General features: G+C 55.1%; 18 protein-coding genes and 1 tRNA gene. 13 read left to right on the top strand and 6 right to left on the bottom strand.

What is annotated here, in order from left to right; all coding sequences use genetic code 11:
• Positions 1–36 precede the first annotated feature (36 nt).
• From nusB to recN, 12 genes are all read left to right on the top strand, one after another.
• Positions 37–489 (top strand): transcription antitermination factor NusB, encoded by a 453-nt coding sequence (gene nusB / locus IZU99_07640; GenBank protein UOO37134.1) that lies wholly within the window; start codon positions 37–39, stop codon positions 487–489.
• A complete protein-coding gene (locus IZU99_07635) occupies positions 486–1,406 on the top strand; it encodes a DNA-binding protein (protein UOO37133.1) in 921 nt (306 codons plus the stop codon). Before nusB ends, IZU99_07635 begins: the two co-directional genes overlap by 4 nt.
• Complete coding sequence (gene xseA, locus IZU99_07630; protein ID UOO37132.1) at positions 1,399–2,589, top strand: exodeoxyribonuclease VII large subunit; 1,191 nt, start codon at positions 1,399–1,401, stop codon at positions 2,587–2,589. Before IZU99_07635 ends, xseA begins: the two co-directional genes overlap by 8 nt.
• 51 nt (positions 2,590–2,640) lie before the next feature.
• Positions 2,641–3,117: a hypothetical protein gene (locus IZU99_07625; GenBank protein UOO37131.1), complete on the top strand. Its 477-nt coding sequence runs from the start codon at positions 2,641–2,643 to the stop codon at positions 3,115–3,117.
• A gap of 60 nt (positions 3,118–3,177) precedes the next feature.
• Positions 3,178–3,405: an exodeoxyribonuclease VII small subunit gene (xseB, locus tag IZU99_07620; GenBank protein ID UOO37130.1), complete on the top strand. Its 228-nt coding sequence runs from the start codon at positions 3,178–3,180 to the stop codon at positions 3,403–3,405.
• 2 nt (positions 3,406–3,407) lie between these two features.
• On the top strand, positions 3,408–4,283 hold the full coding sequence (locus IZU99_07615; GenBank protein ID UOO37129.1) for a polyprenyl synthetase family protein: 876 nt from the start codon (positions 3,408–3,410) through the stop codon (positions 4,281–4,283).
• A gap of 790 nt (positions 4,284–5,073) precedes the next feature.
• On the top strand, positions 5,074–5,613 hold the full coding sequence (locus tag IZU99_07610) for a hypothetical protein (GenBank protein ID UOO37128.1): 540 nt from the start codon (positions 5,074–5,076) through the stop codon (positions 5,611–5,613).
• A 15-nt stretch (positions 5,614–5,628) separates the two neighbouring features.
• Positions 5,629–7,470, top strand: a complete 1,842-nt coding sequence (locus IZU99_07605) for a 1-deoxy-D-xylulose-5-phosphate synthase (protein ID UOO38786.1) — start codon at positions 5,629–5,631, stop codon at positions 7,468–7,470.
• Positions 7,467–8,267 carry a TlyA family RNA methyltransferase gene (locus IZU99_07600; protein UOO37127.1) on the top strand — a complete coding sequence of 267 codons (801 nt, stop codon included), beginning with the start codon at positions 7,467–7,469 and terminating at the stop codon, positions 8,265–8,267. The genes IZU99_07605 and IZU99_07600 overlap by 4 nt, the downstream gene beginning before the upstream one ends.
• Before the next feature lie 78 nt (positions 8,268–8,345).
• A complete protein-coding gene (locus IZU99_07595) occupies positions 8,346–9,209 on the top strand; it encodes an NAD(+)/NADH kinase (protein UOO37126.1) in 864 nt (287 codons plus the stop codon).
• On the top strand, positions 9,206–9,658 hold the full coding sequence (locus IZU99_07590; protein UOO37125.1) for an arginine repressor: 453 nt from the start codon (positions 9,206–9,208) through the stop codon (positions 9,656–9,658). Before IZU99_07595 ends, IZU99_07590 begins: the two co-directional genes overlap by 4 nt.
• 81 nt (positions 9,659–9,739) lie before the next feature.
• Positions 9,740–11,449, top strand: a complete 1,710-nt coding sequence (gene recN, locus IZU99_07585) for a DNA repair protein RecN (GenBank protein ID UOO37124.1) — start codon at positions 9,740–9,742, stop codon at positions 11,447–11,449.
• Positions 11,450–11,541: 92 nt separating this feature from the next.
• Here the strand turns inward: recN and IZU99_07580 are convergent, their stop codons facing one another.
• The 3 genes from IZU99_07580 to IZU99_07570 form a co-directional block, all read right to left on the bottom strand.
• Positions 11,542–12,204, bottom strand: coding sequence for an HAD family phosphatase (locus IZU99_07580; protein UOO37123.1), 663 nt, complete (start codon positions 12,202–12,204; stop codon positions 11,542–11,544).
• Between the two features lie 21 nt (positions 12,205–12,225).
• Positions 12,226–12,789 (bottom strand): hypothetical protein, encoded by a 564-nt coding sequence (locus tag IZU99_07575; protein ID UOO37122.1) that lies wholly within the window; start codon positions 12,787–12,789, stop codon positions 12,226–12,228.
• A 158-nt stretch (positions 12,790–12,947) separates the two neighbouring features.
• Positions 12,948–14,654, bottom strand: coding sequence for a zinc ribbon domain-containing protein (locus IZU99_07570; protein ID UOO37121.1), 1,707 nt, complete (start codon positions 14,652–14,654; stop codon positions 12,948–12,950).
• A gap of 212 nt (positions 14,655–14,866) precedes the next feature.
• On the opposite strand from IZU99_07570, the gene IZU99_07565 reads away from it, so the two are divergent.
• Positions 14,867–16,093: a tyrosine--tRNA ligase gene (locus IZU99_07565; protein ID UOO37120.1), complete on the top strand. Its 1,227-nt coding sequence runs from the start codon at positions 14,867–14,869 to the stop codon at positions 16,091–16,093.
• A gap of 59 nt (positions 16,094–16,152) precedes the next feature.
• Here IZU99_07565 and IZU99_07560 read toward each other — a convergent pair whose 3' ends face one another.
• The 3 genes from IZU99_07560 to IZU99_07550 form a co-directional block, all read right to left on the bottom strand.
• Positions 16,153–16,329 carry an alpha/beta-type small acid-soluble spore protein gene (locus IZU99_07560; protein ID UOO37119.1) on the bottom strand — a complete coding sequence of 59 codons (177 nt, stop codon included), beginning with the start codon at positions 16,327–16,329 and terminating at the stop codon, positions 16,153–16,155.
• A 256-nt stretch (positions 16,330–16,585) separates the two neighbouring features.
• Positions 16,586–17,509 carry an AEC family transporter gene (locus IZU99_07555; protein UOO37118.1) on the bottom strand — a complete coding sequence of 308 codons (924 nt, stop codon included), beginning with the start codon at positions 17,507–17,509 and terminating at the stop codon, positions 16,586–16,588.
• A 135-nt stretch (positions 17,510–17,644) separates the two neighbouring features.
• A tRNA-Pro gene (locus IZU99_07550) sits at positions 17,645–17,717 on the bottom strand.
• Positions 17,718–17,769 lie beyond the last annotated feature (52 nt).

Genomic DNA, 17,769 nt, shown 5'->3' with positions numbered 1-17,769 from the left:
CGGAGGGAATCTCCGCCTTTTTATAAAGGTGATAACATGACAAGAACAAACGCCAGAGAGATTGCCGTTCGGCTCTGCTATGGCTTATCTGAAAACCCGACGGACCCGGCAAAGCTCCTTGAGCACGTTTTTGATGAGGACTATTATGGCTCGCTCCGTGAGGAGGACGGGGTCTTTTCCGATTACCCGGACGAAGCACAGCGCGCTTATATTGGGCGGATCATCAACGGCGTCTGGGACCACAGTGCCGAGCTCGACGCTTATATTGAAAAGTACGCCGTCGGCTGGAAATTCGGCCGCATTTCAAGAACGGCCGTCGCCATTTTAAAAACAGCGATGTTTGAAATTCTCTATATGCCGGACGTGCCGCCCAGCGCCGCCATCAACGAGGCGGTTGAACTTGCCAAGCGCTATGAGGAAGCGGCGACGGTTCCGTTTATCAACGGCGTCTTAGGCAGCTTTTCAAGAAATGAAGTGACGTTTTCATGAAACCGTCGGCTTTGGCGTTTGATACGAGCAACTATACGACGAGCTGCGCCGTCTTTGACGGCGAGACGGGGCGCAATTCGGGCCGCCTGCTGGATGTGCCCGTTGGAAACCTTGGCCTTCGGCAGTCGGATGCGCTTTTTATGCATGTGCGCCGTCTGCCGTCCGTTTTTGAAGCGCTCGGTGACCTTGGCGACATTATTGCCGTCGGCGCAAGTACAAAGCCGCGCGAGACGGAAGAGTCGTACATGCCTTGCTTTTTGGCGGGCGAAAGTCAGTCGGCCGTCTTGGCGCGTGCGCTCGGCGTGCCTTTTTTTGATTTTTCGCATCAACAGGGCCACATCGCGGCGGCCGCATGGTCGTCCGGCCGAATAGATCTGCTCGATATGCCCCATCTCGCATGGCATCTCTCCGGCGGGACGACGGAGCTTTTGTCCGTTGTGCCCTTTGGGTCAGCTCTCCGCTGTGAGATCGTCGGCGGGACATCGGATGTCTCCGCCGGCCAGCTTGTCGACAGAGCGGGGCAGCTGCTCGGTTTGCCGTTCCCGTCTGGCCGGGCGCTCGACGCCTTGGCGCAGACGTCTGATGCCGCACGTTGTTTTGAACCGAAAATCAACGGCCTGACTTTTTCTCTGTCAGGTGTTGAACATCAGATGAAGCAGCTTTCCGCATCCGGCGCGCCTCCGGCAGACATCGCGCGTTTTGCGCTTTTGTCGGTGATTGCCGCCATCCGCCAAACGACGGAAACGGCTGTCAAAAAGTATGGTGGCCTGCCGGTTCTCTTTTCGGGGGGCGTCGCGTCCAATACGCTGTTGCGGGAGCGGCTGTCCGGCGGCATTTTTGCCGAGCCGCAATACTCGGTTGACAATGCCCTCGGCGTCGCCATTTTGACATACAGGGCGGTCGATGCGCATGGATAAGAAAATTTACAGCGTCACAGAACTTAATGAGCACATCAAAGGCCTGCTTGATTCGGACGACGTTTTAAACGGCGTCACCGTCCGCGGGGAGTTGTCCAACTACAAAATTTACCCGTCCGGCCATCATTACTTCACATTGAAGGACGGCGAGGGGACGCTGCGCTGCGTCTTTTTTAAAAGCAGCGCCGCCAGATTGCGCTTCCGCCCCGAAAACGGCATGAAGGTCATCGTTTTCGGGCGTGTGACGGTTTTTCCGAGGGACGGGGCTTATCAGCTCTACGTCGGTGACATGACGCCCGACGGCGTTGGTGATTTGTACATCGCCTTCGAGCAGCTCAAAGAGAAGCTTCTGCAGGAAGGCCTTTTTGATCCGTCACATAAAAAACCGCTGCCGCGCTTTCCGGGGACGATTGCGGTCATCACCTCATCGGCGGGTGCCGCGGTGCGGGATATTATTCGCGTATTGGGAAAGCGCTGGCCGATGGCGAAGGTCGTTATTCTCCCGGTTCGTGTGCAAGGCACGGAAGCGCCGCCTGAAATTGCTGGGGCAATCCGTTACGCCAATAAATATAGCGTCGCCGACCTCATTATCACAGGCCGTGGCGGCGGCTCGCTTGAAGACCTCTGGGCGTTTAACGACGAGCGCGTGGTGCGCGCAATTTTTGATTCTCAAATTCCCGTCATCTCCGCCGTCGGTCACGAGCCGGATGTGACGATTTCAGACTTCGTCGCCGACCTCCGCGCCGCGACGCCCTCCAACGCCGCAGAGCTGGCCGTGCCGGAGGCCTCAGAGATGCGCGCCGCTCTGCGCCAGACGGACATCCGCATGCTGCAGGCTGTCACACGGGAGCTTAAAATGCTGCGCCGCCGCGTTTTGGACCTCTCGGAAAAGCGCGTTTTACAAAGCCCAAAAAATCCGATTGATGACAAAAGGCTCCTTCTGGACCATGCGGCCACACGCCTTGGCGCCGCCGCCGCCGGGAAGCTTTCCGTCTCACGCGCGCGCTTTGCCAGTCTTGCCGCCGCGCTCGACGCAATGAGCCCCTTAAAAGTCCTCGGGCGCGGCTACGCGATCGTCGCCAGTGCAGACGGGGCCGTCGTCAAAAGCGCGTCAGACGTCAAACCGGGCGATCGGATCAGGATTCATCTGCAAAAGGATGAAATCAGCGCGCTTGTTGAGTAAGGCGTTTAGGAGAATTGTCCCTCGTTGAGGTCAAAAAAGGAGCTTCATGTTATGACGCTTCCAGTACGAAAGGAAATACGTCTATCTGATTATGATTATTGTCAAAATGGCGCCTATTTCGTGACGATCTGCACTCGAAACAGAGAGCATCTGTTTTGGGATAATGCCGTAGGGACGGCCAATGGCCGTCCGCACCTCTCGAAATGCGGTAATATTACGGATAAAGCAATAAATAAGCTTCATGAAATTTATCCCACCGTCTTCGTTGATAAATACGTCATCATGCCAAATCATATCCATATGATTCTCCTGTTGTCCGGAAACGGCGGACGGCCAATGGCCGTCCCTACGATATCCCGTATAATCAATCAATTTAAAGGGCATGTCAGCAAGAAAGTAGGAGTTTCAATATGGCAGGCACGGTTTTATGAGCATATTATCAGGAACGAACAAGATTATCGTGACATATGGCAGTATATCGATGACAACCCTGTAAAATGGGCAGAAGACGAATATCGAACGCCGTAGGGACGGCCAATGTCCGCCCCGCACTTCCCCCATCCACCCCACTGATAAAGGAGCGCCAATATGAAAAAACAAACGTTTGAACAGGCCATCACGCGCCTCGACGAGATTGTCAAAACACTCGAACGCGGCGACGCGCCGCTCGAGCAGTCGCTCACGCTGTTTGAGGAGGGGACCGGCCTCATTAAATTCTGCTCGGAGCTTCTTGATACCGCCGAGCAAAAGGTGACGAAGCTTCAAAAGGGTGCCGACGGCGCGCCGACGGAATCGGATTTTGACGCCGGGGAGTAACAATGCCTGCTGACACATTTAATGAAGAATATGAAGCCTTGCGGAACATGGTTGAAAAAAGCCTCGCGTCCTGCTTGCCCGGCCGCTCCAAGCTGGCGGAGGCCATGCGCTACAGCCTCTTAGCCGGGGGCAAACGCATCCGGCCCGTGCTGGCTTTGAAATTTGCCGAAGCCGTTGGCGGCAGCGCCCAAAAAGCCCTTTCGGCGGCGCTGGCCGTAGAGGTATTCCATACTTATACGCTCGTGCACGACGATCTGCCCGCGATGGATAACGACAGCCTGCGTCGCGGCAAGCCGACGAACCACGTCGTTTATGGCGAAGGGCTGGCAACGCTCGCGGGCGACGCGCTGCAGGCGGAGGCCTTCAGAATACTCCTGGCATCAGACCTTCCGGCGGAGACGCTCGTTCAAATGGGCAATGTGCTCGCCAAGGCAGCCGGAGCTGACGGCGTCTGCCTCGGGCAGGCGCTTGACATGGATAGTGAGGGCAAAAGGCTCACGCTCGAGGAGATAACGACAGTCCATCATTTGAAGACGTCAACACTTCTCGCAGCAGCCTGTCAGCTCGGCGTTTTAGCGGGCGGCGGCACATCGGCGCAGCGCGTTGCCGCCGAGCGGTATGCGACGGCGCTCGGCCTGGCCTTTCAGATCCGAGACGATATGCTCGACGCAACCGGCGAAACGGCCCGCCTCGGCAAACCGGCCGGTTCCGATGAAACAAACGGCAAAACGACGTTTGTAACGCTTTACGGTCTGGATCAGTGCCGAACTCTCGTGCGCGAGATGACGGGCAAAGCCGTTGATGCCCTTCGGGGATATTTTGAAAACACAGGTTTTTTTGAAGCGCTTGCCATTTATCTGGAAGAAAGAAAGTATTGATAAATCCCGCCGATATTGTTAATATATAGCTACAGCGGCGCAGTATCCTAGTCAGATCTGCCGTCTACCAGGAAGGGCCTAAAAATCCTTTGAAGGGCACACCTTTGAAACCCCTTGTGCCTGCTTTGAACGCCCAGTTCGGGGTGGGTGCTGGGGGGAAGCGCTTCGGCGCTTGCACCTTCAGGGCGACCTCCAATGGCATGGAGTGCGCGACCCTGTTTGTGCGGAGACCTGCCATCGTGCTTTGACGACCTCGTACACCGAGGGCGATCCTTGTACGGGGCAGGATTGAACCTGCATCGCGGTGCTCCGGCGCAAGCCGAGCGCTGTGTGCAGAGTAGCCTGCCTTGAGTGGAATCTGCGGATAGGGGATTAAATGCACGGCGTTGTGGCCACAAAGCTTTGCGCTATTGCCCCTTGAAATATTTTCTGCAAAAGAGGCTAAGAGACGGTGAGACTGCGGTGGAAAACACCTAGGCTGTTCGGGGAGAACCTGTCCCCGTGACAGGATGGGGATTGCAGTACGGACTCAGTGGCAATCGGGCAGCGATGTTGGTAACGCATCGAACGTGGCTTTAATGGGAAACCGCCTCTACGGCAACGAGAGGCAGCCGCGGGGGAAATCCAGCCCGTACCTAAGCCGTAAGATTTACTCAGCTTGTTGCCGCTGCATTGAAAAAACAGCGCGGGTAGTGGCCGATTCCGCGGCATCTCGCGCTTTTTCGTTGCGCGGCCTTTTACAGCCGATAAACGAAATCGGCAGTGTTATAATAAAATGGTGTAATGAATAATGAAAATGAAAACAAACACCGGCTGGCTCGTTAAAATCATCCTAATCAGCGTCTCGATATCCATTGCATTAACCTTTGTCTCCTCAGAGCTTTTGGGGAGGGCCGGTTATGTCGTGGCGTTTTTGATTTTAACGGTTTTTATTTTTTTAGGGATTATTTTTGATATTATCGGCGTGTCTGTGACGGCCGCATCCACAAAACCGTTTCACTCCATGGCCGCCCATAAAGAGCACGGCGCCGTGGAGGCCATCCGCCTCATCCGAAACGCCGAGAAGGTCTCCGCCGTTTGTAACGACGTTGTCGGGGATATCACCGGCATCATCAGCGGCACAACCTCGGCACTCATCGTCTCACGGCTGATGGTGGATTTGTCGACAGACAATATTCTCCTTCAGCTTGCCATATCAGGTCTCGTTACTGGAATGGCCGTTGGCGGCAAGGCTTTTGGTAAGATACTGGCTATAAACAACAGCACCCGCATCGTCCTCGATGTCGGGAAGCTGATCTACATGAAGAATAGACTTTTACGCAAAAAATGAGGGAAACCATTGGAGCTGTTAGACAAATTAAATCTCCCCGGCGATCTCCAGTCGCTTGAGCCCACGGCGCTTGAAACGCTGTGCCGTGAGCTGCGGCAGTTCATGATTCAAAACGTCTCGAAAACGGGCGGCCATCTGGCGTCAAATCTTGGCGTTGTTGAACTGACGGTCGCCATTCACCGTGTTTTTGATACGGCGATAGACCGGCTCGTCTTTGACGTCGGTCATCAAAGCTATGTCCATAAAATTCTCACAGGCCGCATGGAGCAGTTTGATACGCTGCGCCAGTTTAACGGCTTGTCAGGTTATCCCAAGCCGTCCGAATCGCATCATGACGCTTTTATCGCGGGCCACGCATCTAACTCAATTTCCGTGGCGCTCGGCATGGCGCGCGCGCGCTCCCAGAGCAGGCGCGACTATAACGTCGTGGCGCTTATCGGCGACGGGGCGCTCACAGGCGGCCTGTCGTACGAGGCACTGAGTGACGCCGGCGAGAGCGGGGAACCGCTTGTGATTATTTTAAACGATAACGGTATGTCGATTACGAAAAACGTTGGCGGCATGGCATCGTATCTGTCGCGCCAGCGCCTCAAGCCGTCCTATGCGGCGTTTAAAAAGCGGTACAGACGCCTGATGGAAAAGCTGCCGGGCGGGCGAAAAATTTATCAGCTGACACACGGCATCAAAAGCGCCATCAAAGAAGCGCTTTTCCACTGCAGCATGTTCGAGGAGATGGGCCTTCAGTATGCCGGCCCTATAGACGGCCACGATTTAACGCGCCTTTCTGAGGCGCTCACCTGGGCCAAAGAGCTCCGGGAGCCCGTTTTGCTTCACGTTATCACCCAAAAGGGGCGCGGATATATCTATTCGGAAATGACGCCGGATGTCTATCACGGCGTAACGCCGTTTGACTATAAAAAAGGTGTCGTCACAAGCGGCGGCCTCTGCTTTTCAACAGTCTTCGGCGAAACGCTCGACAAGCTCGCGGCAAAGGACTGGCGCGTCTGTGCCGTCACCGCTGCCATGACGAGCGGCACGGGGTTGACGGCGTTTGCGCAGAAATATCCAGATCGATTTTATGACGTCGGCATCGCCGAAGGGCACGCCGCCGCCATGTCTGCGGGGCTTGCCGCGCAAGGGCTCGTTCCCGTTTTTGCCGTCTATTCAACGTTTCTGCAGCGCGCGTATGACATGCTGCTGCATGATATCGCCCTGATGAATCTGCACGTTGTTCTGGCTGTTGACAGGGCTGGCCTCGTCGGCGGCGATGGAGAGACACATCAGGGGATTTTTGATGTCGGATATCTCTCCACCGTGCCGAATATGCAGATTCTCTGCCCGGCGAGCTTTGCGGAGCTGCACGATATGCTCAGCCATGCCGTTTTGGACATGGACGGCCCCGTTGCCGTCCGCTATCCGAAGTGCGCCGAAGGGCGCTATCAGGACGGCGGCACAGAGCCCGCCAAATGCCTACGCAGCGGGGAGGATTTGACAATCGTCACCTATGGCATCTCCGTCAACACGGCGCTGGACGCCGCCGACGTACTGGCGGCGCAGGGCGTATCAATTGAACTGATTAAGCTGAATTTTATCCGGCCGATTGACTTTGAAGCCGTTGAAGGATCCGTCCAAAAAACAGGCCGCCTGCTCGTTTTGGAAGAGTGCGTCGAGGCCGGCTGTGTCGGTAGGCAGATCGCCTGTCATCTGGCTGAACATGCCATCACGCTGAAAACGCTCCGCCTCATGAATCTCGGCAGCCGCTATGTGGCGCAAGGCCGCGTTGAGGAGCTGCGGGAGCTGTGCGGGATCGATACAGACAGTGTCGTCCGCGCCGTCACGGAGGAAATGGCCCAATGAGCAAAAAACGTCTGGACGTTTTCCTGACCGAAAACGGCCTTTGCCCCAGCCGCGAACGGGCGCAGGCCGTCATCATGTGCGGCGACGTTTATGTCGGCGGGCAGCGCGCGCTTAAACCAGGGATGATGATTGACGAGAAGGCCGACGTTGACGTGCGCGGCGAGACGATGAAGTTTGTCAGCCGCGGCGGATACAAGCTTGAAAAGGCGCTGGATGAATTCGGCGTTACACCGGCAGGGTGGTGCTGCCTTGACTGCGGCGCGTCGACAGGCGGCTTTACAGACTGCCTTTTGCAGCGTGGTGCCCGGCGCGTCTATGCCATTGACGTCGGATACGGGCAGCTCGCTTGGCGCCTTCGCAGTGATGAGCGCGTCGTCGTCATGGAGCGCACAAACGTGCGCCATCTCACACCCGACGTCATCCCGGAAAAGGCGCAGCTGGCTGTTGTTGACGTTTCGTTTATTTCACTCAAGCTGGTACTTCCAGCCGTTAAGAGCCTATTAACGGGCGATGGCCTTGTTATCTGTCTCATCAAGCCCCAATTTGAGGCCGGGCGCTTAAAGGTCGGCAAAAAAGGTGTCGTCCGCGACCGGGAAACACATGTGGAAGTGCTGCAATCATTTGTTCAAAATGCAGAAAATAGTGGCTTTCAAGTAAAGTCCGTCACATTTTCACCGATAAAAGGACCAGAGGGGAATATCGAGTTTTTAGGCTGCCTTGCCCTTCAGGGCGCAAAGACCGCGTTTGATTTGGAAACCATCGTAAGCGAGGCGCACAGAGCGTTGGAAGGCCGATAAAGGCCACGCGCTCCTACTCCGGCGGCGATGGCTTTCTTTTTCCGTCCGTCGCTTTTTTCAGTGAAAGGAAAATCGACCATGATGAAACGCGTTCTGCTGTACCCCAATATAAACCGTGATCAAAATCTCGCGCTCACGCAGGAAGTTGTGGCCATGCTCACAGATTGCGGCGTGGAGGCTGTCGTCTGCCCTTTGTATACGGCCAACAGCTCGTGGGCCATTCCGCAAACAATGAGCGTTTCAACGCTTGACGACGAGCTCGACCGCGCTGATATGATTATAACCTTCGGCGGTGACGGGACGATTTTGCGCGCCGCCAGAGCGGCCGCTGGCCTTCCGATTCCGATTCTCGGCGTTAATATGGGCAGCAAAGGCTTTATGGCGGAGCTGGAACAGGGCGACATAGACCTCATCCGCCGTGTCGTCGCCGGTGACTACACCATCAACAGGCGCATGATGCTCGACGTGGAGATCGTCCGCGGCGGTAACGCCGTCTACCGTGACTTTGCACTTAACGACGTCGTCGTCACAGGGCTGACGAAGGTCGTCAATCTCACGCTATTCGGTGACGGGCAGGTTATCACCAGCTTTTCCGGAGACGGTGTTATCGTCGCTACGCCCACCGGCTCGACGGCGTATTCCATGGCCGCCGGGGGCCCGATTGTCGAACCGTCGACAGCCAATATTATTATTACACCGGTCTGTGCGCACGTCCTCGCCGCCAAATCGTTTGTGCTCGCGTCGGACAGGCGCATCTCTGTCGAGCTCGGTGCTGTGAAAGCCAACCCAGCCATTATGACGGTTGATGGCGGCGCATACAGAAACCTTTTAACGGGCGATGTCGTCAACGTCTGCAAATCAGGGAAAGAAACGCTGCTGGTCCACCTTGCAAACAGGAGCTTTTATAAAAAAGTGAGCGAAAAGTTGGGTGAAAGGTTTTGAAAAACAAACGCCAGAATGCGATTTTGAAAATTATCGCATCGCAGGACATCGAGACGCAGAACCAGCTCATTGAAGCCCTCGGCGAAGCCGGTGTCGAGAGCACGCAGGCTACCGTCTCGCGTGACATCAAGGAGCTGCACCTTGTCAAGGAGCTGACGGCGCAGGGCCGGTACCACTATGTCATCGGCCAGAAGCAGGATTTGCAGAATTACGCCTCACGTCTGAAATCCATCTTTAAGGAATGCGTCACATCCTTCGTCAGCGCGCAGAACATTGTCGTCATTAAAACACTGCCCGGGCTGGCCCCGGCAGCCTGCAGCACAATTGACGCGATGAATATCAAAAACCTTGCCGGCTCCATCGCCGGGGACGATACGGCTTTTCTCGCCATGAGCGACAACGCCGCTGCCGAACGCTTCTGCCAGGAAATACAGGACATGCTGTATTAAGAGAAGTGACGGTCGTCATTTAATGACCCCGCTTGTAGAGGCAGACCTTGTGTCTGCCCTCGCGATTGTGAGAGGTAAAATATGATCCAGCTGCTGCATATTGAAAATATCGCCGTCATCGAAAAGGCGGATATTGCCTTTGGCCCCGGCTTGAATGTTTTAACGGGCGAAACGGGCGCGGGCAAATCCATCGTGATTGACGCGCTCACGGCCGTTCTTGGCGGACGGGTGTCGCGTGAGCTTGTGCGCACTGGTGCCGCCGCGGCTGCGGTGACGGCTGTTTTCGCCGATATTGGGGCGGCGGATTGGTATGCGGAAAATGGGATCGAGCCGGATGAGGACGGGCATCTCATTCTCATGCGCCGCGTCACCGCCGATGGGAAAAGCACCTGCCGCATTAACGGAAGCCCTGTCACAGCCGCGCAGCTGCGCGACTTAGGGGAGCGCCTTGTCGACATTCACGGCCAGAATGACGGGAGGAAGCTGCTTGACGAGCGCTTTCACATCCAGTATCTTGACAGCTTCGGTGCGCTGGAAGCAGACCGCGTAGCTTATGAGACGGCCTATAAGGCCCTGCGCGCCAAAGAGGCCGAAATCGATAGGCTGTCGATGGACGAAAGTGAAAAAGAGCGGCGGCTTGACAGCCTCCGCTTTCAATTGGGTGAGCTTGAAAAGGCGGACATCCGCCCAGGCGAGCTTGACGCACTTCTGGCGCGGCGCGAGCTTTTAAAAAACGCCTCGCGCCTGACGGAAGCCACGGAAGGGGCTTTTGCCGCCCTTGACGGCAGTGACAGGACGGATGGGGCCGTCGCTCTCATCGGTGGTGCCGAGTCGCTGATTTCCGGCGCCGCGCGGTATGCCGAGAGCTTTGGGGACATTGCCGCCAAGCTTAAGGATCTTCAGTACGCCGCGGAGGACGCGCTGGAGTCGCTGCGCGACGTGCGCGCCAGTCTGGCGTTTTCCCCCGACGAGTTTGACACGCTTGAAGCCCGGCTCGATACGCTCAAACGGCTGCTGCGCAAGTACGGAGACAGTGAGGAGGCCCTCATTGCCTACCGGGAAAAGTGCCGGGCAGAGCTTGATGAGATTGAATTCTCGGCCGACACGGTTTTGAAGCTCGAAAGGGAGCGGGAAAGCCTTTTAAATGACGCCCGGCAGAAAGCTGCCGCCCTGTCACAAGCGCGCCGCGCGGCTGCCGTTAAACTTGAATCGCGGATCAAAGCAGAGCTTGCCGCGCTTAATATGGCAGGTGTTCGTTTCGAAACAGCGTTTGACGATGTTCAAGGCAGTAACGGCCTTTGCCCTACGGGGTGTGATGAAATTCGCTTTTTGATGTCCGCCAACGCCGGGGAAGCGCCGGGCCGCATCAGCCATATCGCTTCCGGCGGTGAACTCTCACGCATCATGCTGGCGCTGAAAAACGTTCTTGCGGAAAACGATGAAACAGCCACGATGGTCTTTGACGAGGTGGACGCCGGTGTCTCCGGTATCGCCGCCCAGCGCGTCGGCGAAAAGCTGGCAAGCCTTTCGCGCGGCCGCCAAGTGCTGTGCGTGACGCATTTGTCCCAGTTGGCTGTCATGGCGGATACACATTTTGAAATCAATAAAACGACAGCCGACGGGCGGACGTTTACGTCCGTCATCACACTTGACGACGCGGGCCGCCGCCATGAGATCGCCCGCCTCCTCGGCGGGGAAAACATCACGGAGACGACGCTTCTCTCCGCCGCCGAGCAGCTCGCCGCCGCCGAAGTGTACAAGAAAAATCTGAACCCGTCCCCCGCTCAATAAAGCTTGCCGTAGGGACGGCCATTGGCCGTCCGCCCGCTGCCGAGGGATAACAACAGCCGCCAATATTGGCGGCTGTTTTGATGTTTTGGTAATCACCCGTCAGCGGAAGCCCTCAAAAACGCTTTAACATCAAAAAGGGATGGGAAGGCTTTAAAAGCAAGCGAAAAAATTTCCGCGGTCGGGGTAATGACATCCGGCACTAAAAGCGTTTTGAGCCCTGCCGCATGTGCCGACAGAACGCCGTTCGGTGAATCTTCAACGGCGTAGCAGACGTCGGGCGGTACGCCGAGCTTTTCACACGCCAAACGGTAAATATCCGGCGCCGGTTTGCCGTGTAAGACCATGTCCCCGGTGACAAGCACTGTAAAATAGGGAAGGAGCCCCGCTGCGGAGAGCTTTTCCACAGCAGTTTTTTCCCCAGTCGACGTGGCCAACGCGAGCTTCGCGTTCGTCCCCTTGAGCCAGTCGAGCAGCTCAAAAACGCCCGGCTTGAGCGGAAGCCCTTCCGCGTCGGCAATTTTTTTGAAAGCTGCTCGGATTTCAGCGATGAAGGTATCGACGGGCAAAGCGGGGCCGTATTTGTCGGCGACAAACGCCCGGATGTCGGCGCTGTTGCGCCCGATGCAAGCATTGATAGACGCCTCAAGATCAGCAAGGCCGAACGTTTGCCCGGCCTCCCGCCATGCGCGCGCGTAAATCCGCTCGGAATCGAACAGCACGCCATCCATATCGAATACAATACAGAAATAATCCATGGCCGCTCCCTCAGCATAAGCCTATTTTGACCGATGAAACAACTGTTTAATAAACAAGCTGACAGTAGCGCGCCATCCGGCACGCCGCTTTTTTCTCGGCGTTAACGGTATATCCTGTAAAACAGATTCGTCGTCGGGCAGACTCAAGGCTACGGCTTTTTCTGCAACAACCTTTTTTGGTGGATGATGCGGTTTGTTCAAATTGAGCGCTGTCCGAAATTTCCAGCCATGCGCAAGCGCGGTGTTTTTTACAAAATTGGGTGCTGCGCCAAGGTCAACCGTCACCATGTTGCCGTTTTGATCAAGGCGCTTGACCGTTCGGAACATAGACCCATGCGGCGTGCCGGTTGACGCCCCGCTCTGTGAGAGAAGACTTTGCTCTGTGGTTTTAACATATAAATAGACGGCCCCAGCCGGCTCGTCAAACGTTACCGCTAATTCGTATATAATCTTTTTCGGCTCCATGCCGTACCCGACGTCAAAAAATTCCGTGCGAACATGGATATGCCCACCGTCTAAAAGCGTGTACGGCAGCTGCAAATCGTCGAGCTTGGCGCAGATGTCGCGTGTGAGTTCGTTTTTCATTTTTACCCCCGAAACAATGCTCTGATTATAGCACAGGAGCGCATCATCATCAATATCAATCCTGTCAGAGTGTAAACATATACAATATTTAGTATACAACCTCTTTGCGGCAGAAAAAAGCCCGCCCTCTGAAGAGAGCGGGCAATAGTCGAGTCTTTTCATTCAGCGGGCTTGGACTTTAGATCAGCCGGAATGACGTCACCGGATTGATAATTCTCGGCATACTGTGCGCCGCCCGGTGTGCTCTGGAGCATGTTATAGCCATCCGGCATGACGGCACGGTCAAACGTGATGATTTGTTTTTTGCCGCTTTTCGTTTCCAGCGTGATCGTCACACGGACAGTATAGCGCAGCGTGTCGGCCGTCAGGCCATTCGAAGCAGCCTGATTGACAGCGTCCTGCATATACTGGTCGTAATCTGAAATATAGGCATTTGATGTCAGGCCTAAAAGACCTGTGCCGAAACGCAGCTGGACGGACGTGGTATCTTTGACAATACTGAGAATGTAGGGGCACGTCCCGGCCGCTTCGGCAGCATCAGCCGCGTCATACGAATCAAAGACGGGCAGAACGTAATCGGCGGGAAGAGACTGTGACGGCAGTGTCGAGCCGTTAAATGTCATGTTGTCGTTTTGCTTATATGTATAGGAGACAAAGGTGCCGTTCGGGACGGACAGCGGCGTCACGCTCAGCGTCGCGCCGACGATGCTTAAGTCGTCCTGCGTGGCCTTGCCACTATTAAAGTAATCCATATTTGTGTTGATGTCGACGATAAACCGTGTCCGGACGGCCAGAGAGCCATTAAAAAAATCGTCGGCGTTGGGGTTATAAATGATCGGCTGGCTGTCGATGGACAAATAATTGACGGTGAAGATGGAATCTGTCGTCGCCTGGGGCGAAGTGCTTGAATTCAGCGCCTGACCGGCTGTCGGTTTTTGAGAAGATGCATCTCCGCTTTTATCACCCGGAAGTGAGAAGGCGTAGACGATCAGAATGACAAGGAGGGCGGCCAAGAGCGTCAGAATGGGTGCGAGGATCCCCTTTGCGGATAAACGCATCATAAAAAGGAAGGTGAGCGCGAGGATAACGATGGCGATAATCCAGCCGATGGCCGTGTTACCGCTCAAGGCAAAGAATAAAACGGCAAAGAGAACTAAAACGGCAAAAGCGGCGATCAGGCCGGGCAAACCTTTTTTTGCACCTAAATTTTTAACAGGCTGCGGTGATGCGGGCATCGCCTGACCATACGGCGGCGTCATAACGGGCGGCGCGGGCGGCCGGGGTGCAGTCGGCTGCTGCGGTGCTGATAGCCCTGTCCTCGCGCCGCATTGCTCGCAAAAGGCCGCCCCGGCTTGAAGCGGTGCCCCGCAGGCCGAGCAGAAGCGGCCTGCCGTCGGCTGAATCGGTGGCCGGACAGGCGGCTGGACCGCTTGCACCTGTGCTTTTTCCAGCTTCTTTTTGCTTAAAACCGTTTTAAATTTAAAGCCGTAACGCGCGGCCGTCTCTTTAACGGCTTTAGGAATCGCGCCGAGATCCAGCGTGACGTCAAATGCCTTGCCGTCTGGCCCGTACGCGATGATTTTAACTTTTCGGAACAGCGTCGACCCCGATTGAAACGACGTCTCGCCCGACGCCATGCCGGAAATACCCCCGCCGTGCTCAACGGTTTTTTCATACATGAACACTGTCTGCTCGGATGCGCTGACGGCAACGGCGGCCTCATACGCGATTTTTTTTGTGCCTGTCGACCAATTTGCGTCAACAAATTCTGTGTTGATGGCGATGCTGGAAGCGCTGTCAAGCGAAAAAGGAATTCTTAAATCCGTGAGTCTTGCAGAGATTTCAGCAATGATTTGCTCTGTCATAAACGGCACCCCTTTGAATTTTGAGACACAATTTGATGCGGTCTGATGACAGAATTATATCACAGCCTCTATTTTTAGCGCAAGATGTCAAACAAGGGGTACCCGGCGGAGTTGACAAGTGCGCGCGCGCTGTGATATCATCACGTCGGAAATGATGGCGCCCTCTGTCTGTTGGGGACAGCGGGGCGTTGCTTTTAGAGGGGAGAATCGTGATGAAACTCTTTGACGAGCTGGTCGCCCGCGGTCTCATCGCCCAGACGACAAGCGCGGATGAAATCAAATCGCTCATTGATAACGGCAAGGCGACGTTTTATATCGGGTTTGACCCGACGGCCGACTCGCTCCACGTCGGCCACTTTATGGCGCTGTGCCTTATGAAGCGCCTGCAAATGGCTGGGAATAAACCCATCGCGCTCATCGGCGGCGGTACGGCCATGATCGGCGACCCCTCCGGCAGGACGGACATGCGCCAAATGGCAACATCCGAGACGATCGCATATAACAGCGCCTGCTTTAAAAAACAGATGAGCCGCTTCATCGATTTTTCAGACGGCAAGGCCATCATGGTCAATAACGCCGACTGGCTTATGGCGCTCAATTATGTCGAGTTTCTGCGCGACGTCGGGCCGCATTTTTCCGTGAATACCATGCTCAGAGCCGAGTGCTACAAGCAGCGTATGGAAAAGGGCCTGTCGTTTCTTGAATTTAACTATATGATCATGCAGAGCTATGATTTTTACGAGCTATTTGTCAAATACGGGTGCAACATGCAGTTCGGCGGGGACGATCAGTGGTCAAACATGCTCGGCGGCACGGAGCTCATCCGAAAAAAGCTCCAAAAAGACGCGCACGCGATGACGATTACGCTGCTGCTAAACGCCGAGGGCAAAAAAATGGGCAAAACGCAGAGCGGTGCCGTCTGGCTCGACCCGAACAAGACAAGCCCGTTTGATTTTTATCAGTATTGGCGCAACGTCGGCGACGCGGATGTTATTAAGTGCCTGAAGATGCTGACGTTTCTGCCCCTTGAGGAAATCACCCGGATGGAAGCGTGGCAGGGGGCCGATTTAAACCGCGCAAAAGAAATTCTCGCGTATGAACTCACAGACCTTGTCCACGGCCAAGAGGAGGCCGACAAAGCGCAGCAAACGGCACGCGATTTGTTCTCCTCCGGTGGCGCGGGCACGATGCCAACGGCTGAGCTGTCCGCCGATGATTTGATAGACGGCACCGTCGATATCCTGTCAGTGCTGGTCAAATCGGGGCTTTGTGCGTCGAAGTCGGAGGCGCGTCGCGCCGTTGAGCAAGGCGGTGTCGAAGCGGGCGGCGAAAAAATCACCGAGTTTTCGAAATGCTTCGCGGCGGCAGACCTTCAAGGTGATGGTGTTATCATCAAACGCGGCAAGAAAAATTTTAAAAGAGTTATTTTGCAGATATAATTTAAAGCGCGGCAGGCGGAATATCCGCCTGCCGCATTTTTATTGATACGAAACGTTTGTTACTGGACGCCGTTCTCGTAAGCCTGGATCATTTTCTTGACCATCTGGCCGCCGATGCTGCCGGCCTGCTTGGCAGTGATGTCGCCATTGTAGCCCTGCTTCAGGCTAACGCCGACTTCGCTTGCTGTTTCCATCTTAAAACGATTCATCGCGTCACGCGCGTTCTGGTTCACCATTATATTAACACTCCTTGTTTTTCGGTTTTTCGTCAGGTACGTTTGCACCTTTCGATTATAGCATTGCCACGCCCGGTTCTTATATTCAAACAAATAATAGTAAAAAATCGAATTTTATCAAAAAAAGACCTGCCTCAAATCGTCTTTTGTAGGGGGCGATGCCCACATCGCCCCGCCTCCAAGGCTGTTTTGTAGGAACGGCCATTGGCCGTCCGCCCATCCCCACACGGGCGGATATGAAATCCGCCCGCCGTATTTATTGTCCCGAAAACAGGATATATACCAAAAACGGAATCGTCACGATGGAAAACAGCGTCGTCATAAAAACGCCCTCCGCGGCGAGCTTTTCGTTGCCGCCGTATTCAAAGCTCATCATCGTGGCGTTCGTGGCCGACGGCATCGCCGCTAGGACAACGAGGACGCGCAGCATCATCGTGTCCGTGACAAAAAGACGCAAGACAGCCCAGGTCAGAAGCGGGATGATGAGCAGCTTAATAACCGTAAACGGATACAGGCGCAACGCGCCGAAAACCTCTTTAAACGGAATTTCTGCGAGTGTTGAGCCGATGATGAGCATGGCGCACGGTGTCGTCAGCCGCCCAACGACGTCGGCGGTGTTCGCCAGTATGCCTGGGGTGTGCACGCGCAGCACGAAAATCACAATGGCTGCCGCCGAGGCAAAAAGCGCCGGATTGAGAAAAAGCCTCGGATTTATTTTGCCGCCGCGGCCCGAAATCATGAGAATGCCAAAGGAGAAGCAGAGCAGCCCGAACAGCATATTCACGAGCGCGACGTAAAAAACGGCGCTGCTGCCGAACAATGTTTCAACAACGGGGAATCCCATATAACCGACATTGCCGAACACCAGCATAAAGCGCGTGATGCCGCGGTCCTTGTCGGGTGCACGCAGCAGCGTCGGCACGGGCAGGGCAATGGCGAGAAAGATGGCGTACATAACGAGCGCAATACCCATGAAAAGCGCGGCATCGCTGCCGGAGGCCGTCGGCTGGCCGTTCATCACGGAATTTAAAATGGTGCACGGCAGGGCGATGTTCAAAACAAGCTTAGACAATAGTTTATTCGAGTCGGCGTTTAAAACGTGCAGCTTGTTGGCCGTAAAGCCGATAACGAGAATGAGAAATAAAACAGCCATTTGGCTGATGACGGCGCTCATGTTCATAGTGTTATCCTTATCTTTAAAAACGTTGTAACCCAAAATATAGCACAAACAAAAACCCGCCGCAACCGTTAACATTGCCGGATTGAATTTTGAAAAATAAAAAGCTCGCCGAAATCATCGGCAAGCTTTTTCAAATCGGAGTGGTGGGACTCGAACCCACGGCCTCATGCTCCCAAAGCACGCACGCTACCAACTGCGCCACACCCCGACAGGCCAAGTCATTATACAATAATCTAAAACACGTTTCAAGTGGGGCGTCG

The organism is Oscillospiraceae bacterium CM (assembly GCA_022870705.1).
In the GTDB taxonomy this organism is placed as follows: Bacteria; Bacillota; Clostridia; order Oscillospirales; family Oscillospiraceae; genus Sporobacter.
The sequence above is the reverse complement of the archived record's forward strand: the minus strand, read 5'-3'. Positions and strand labels throughout refer to the sequence as shown.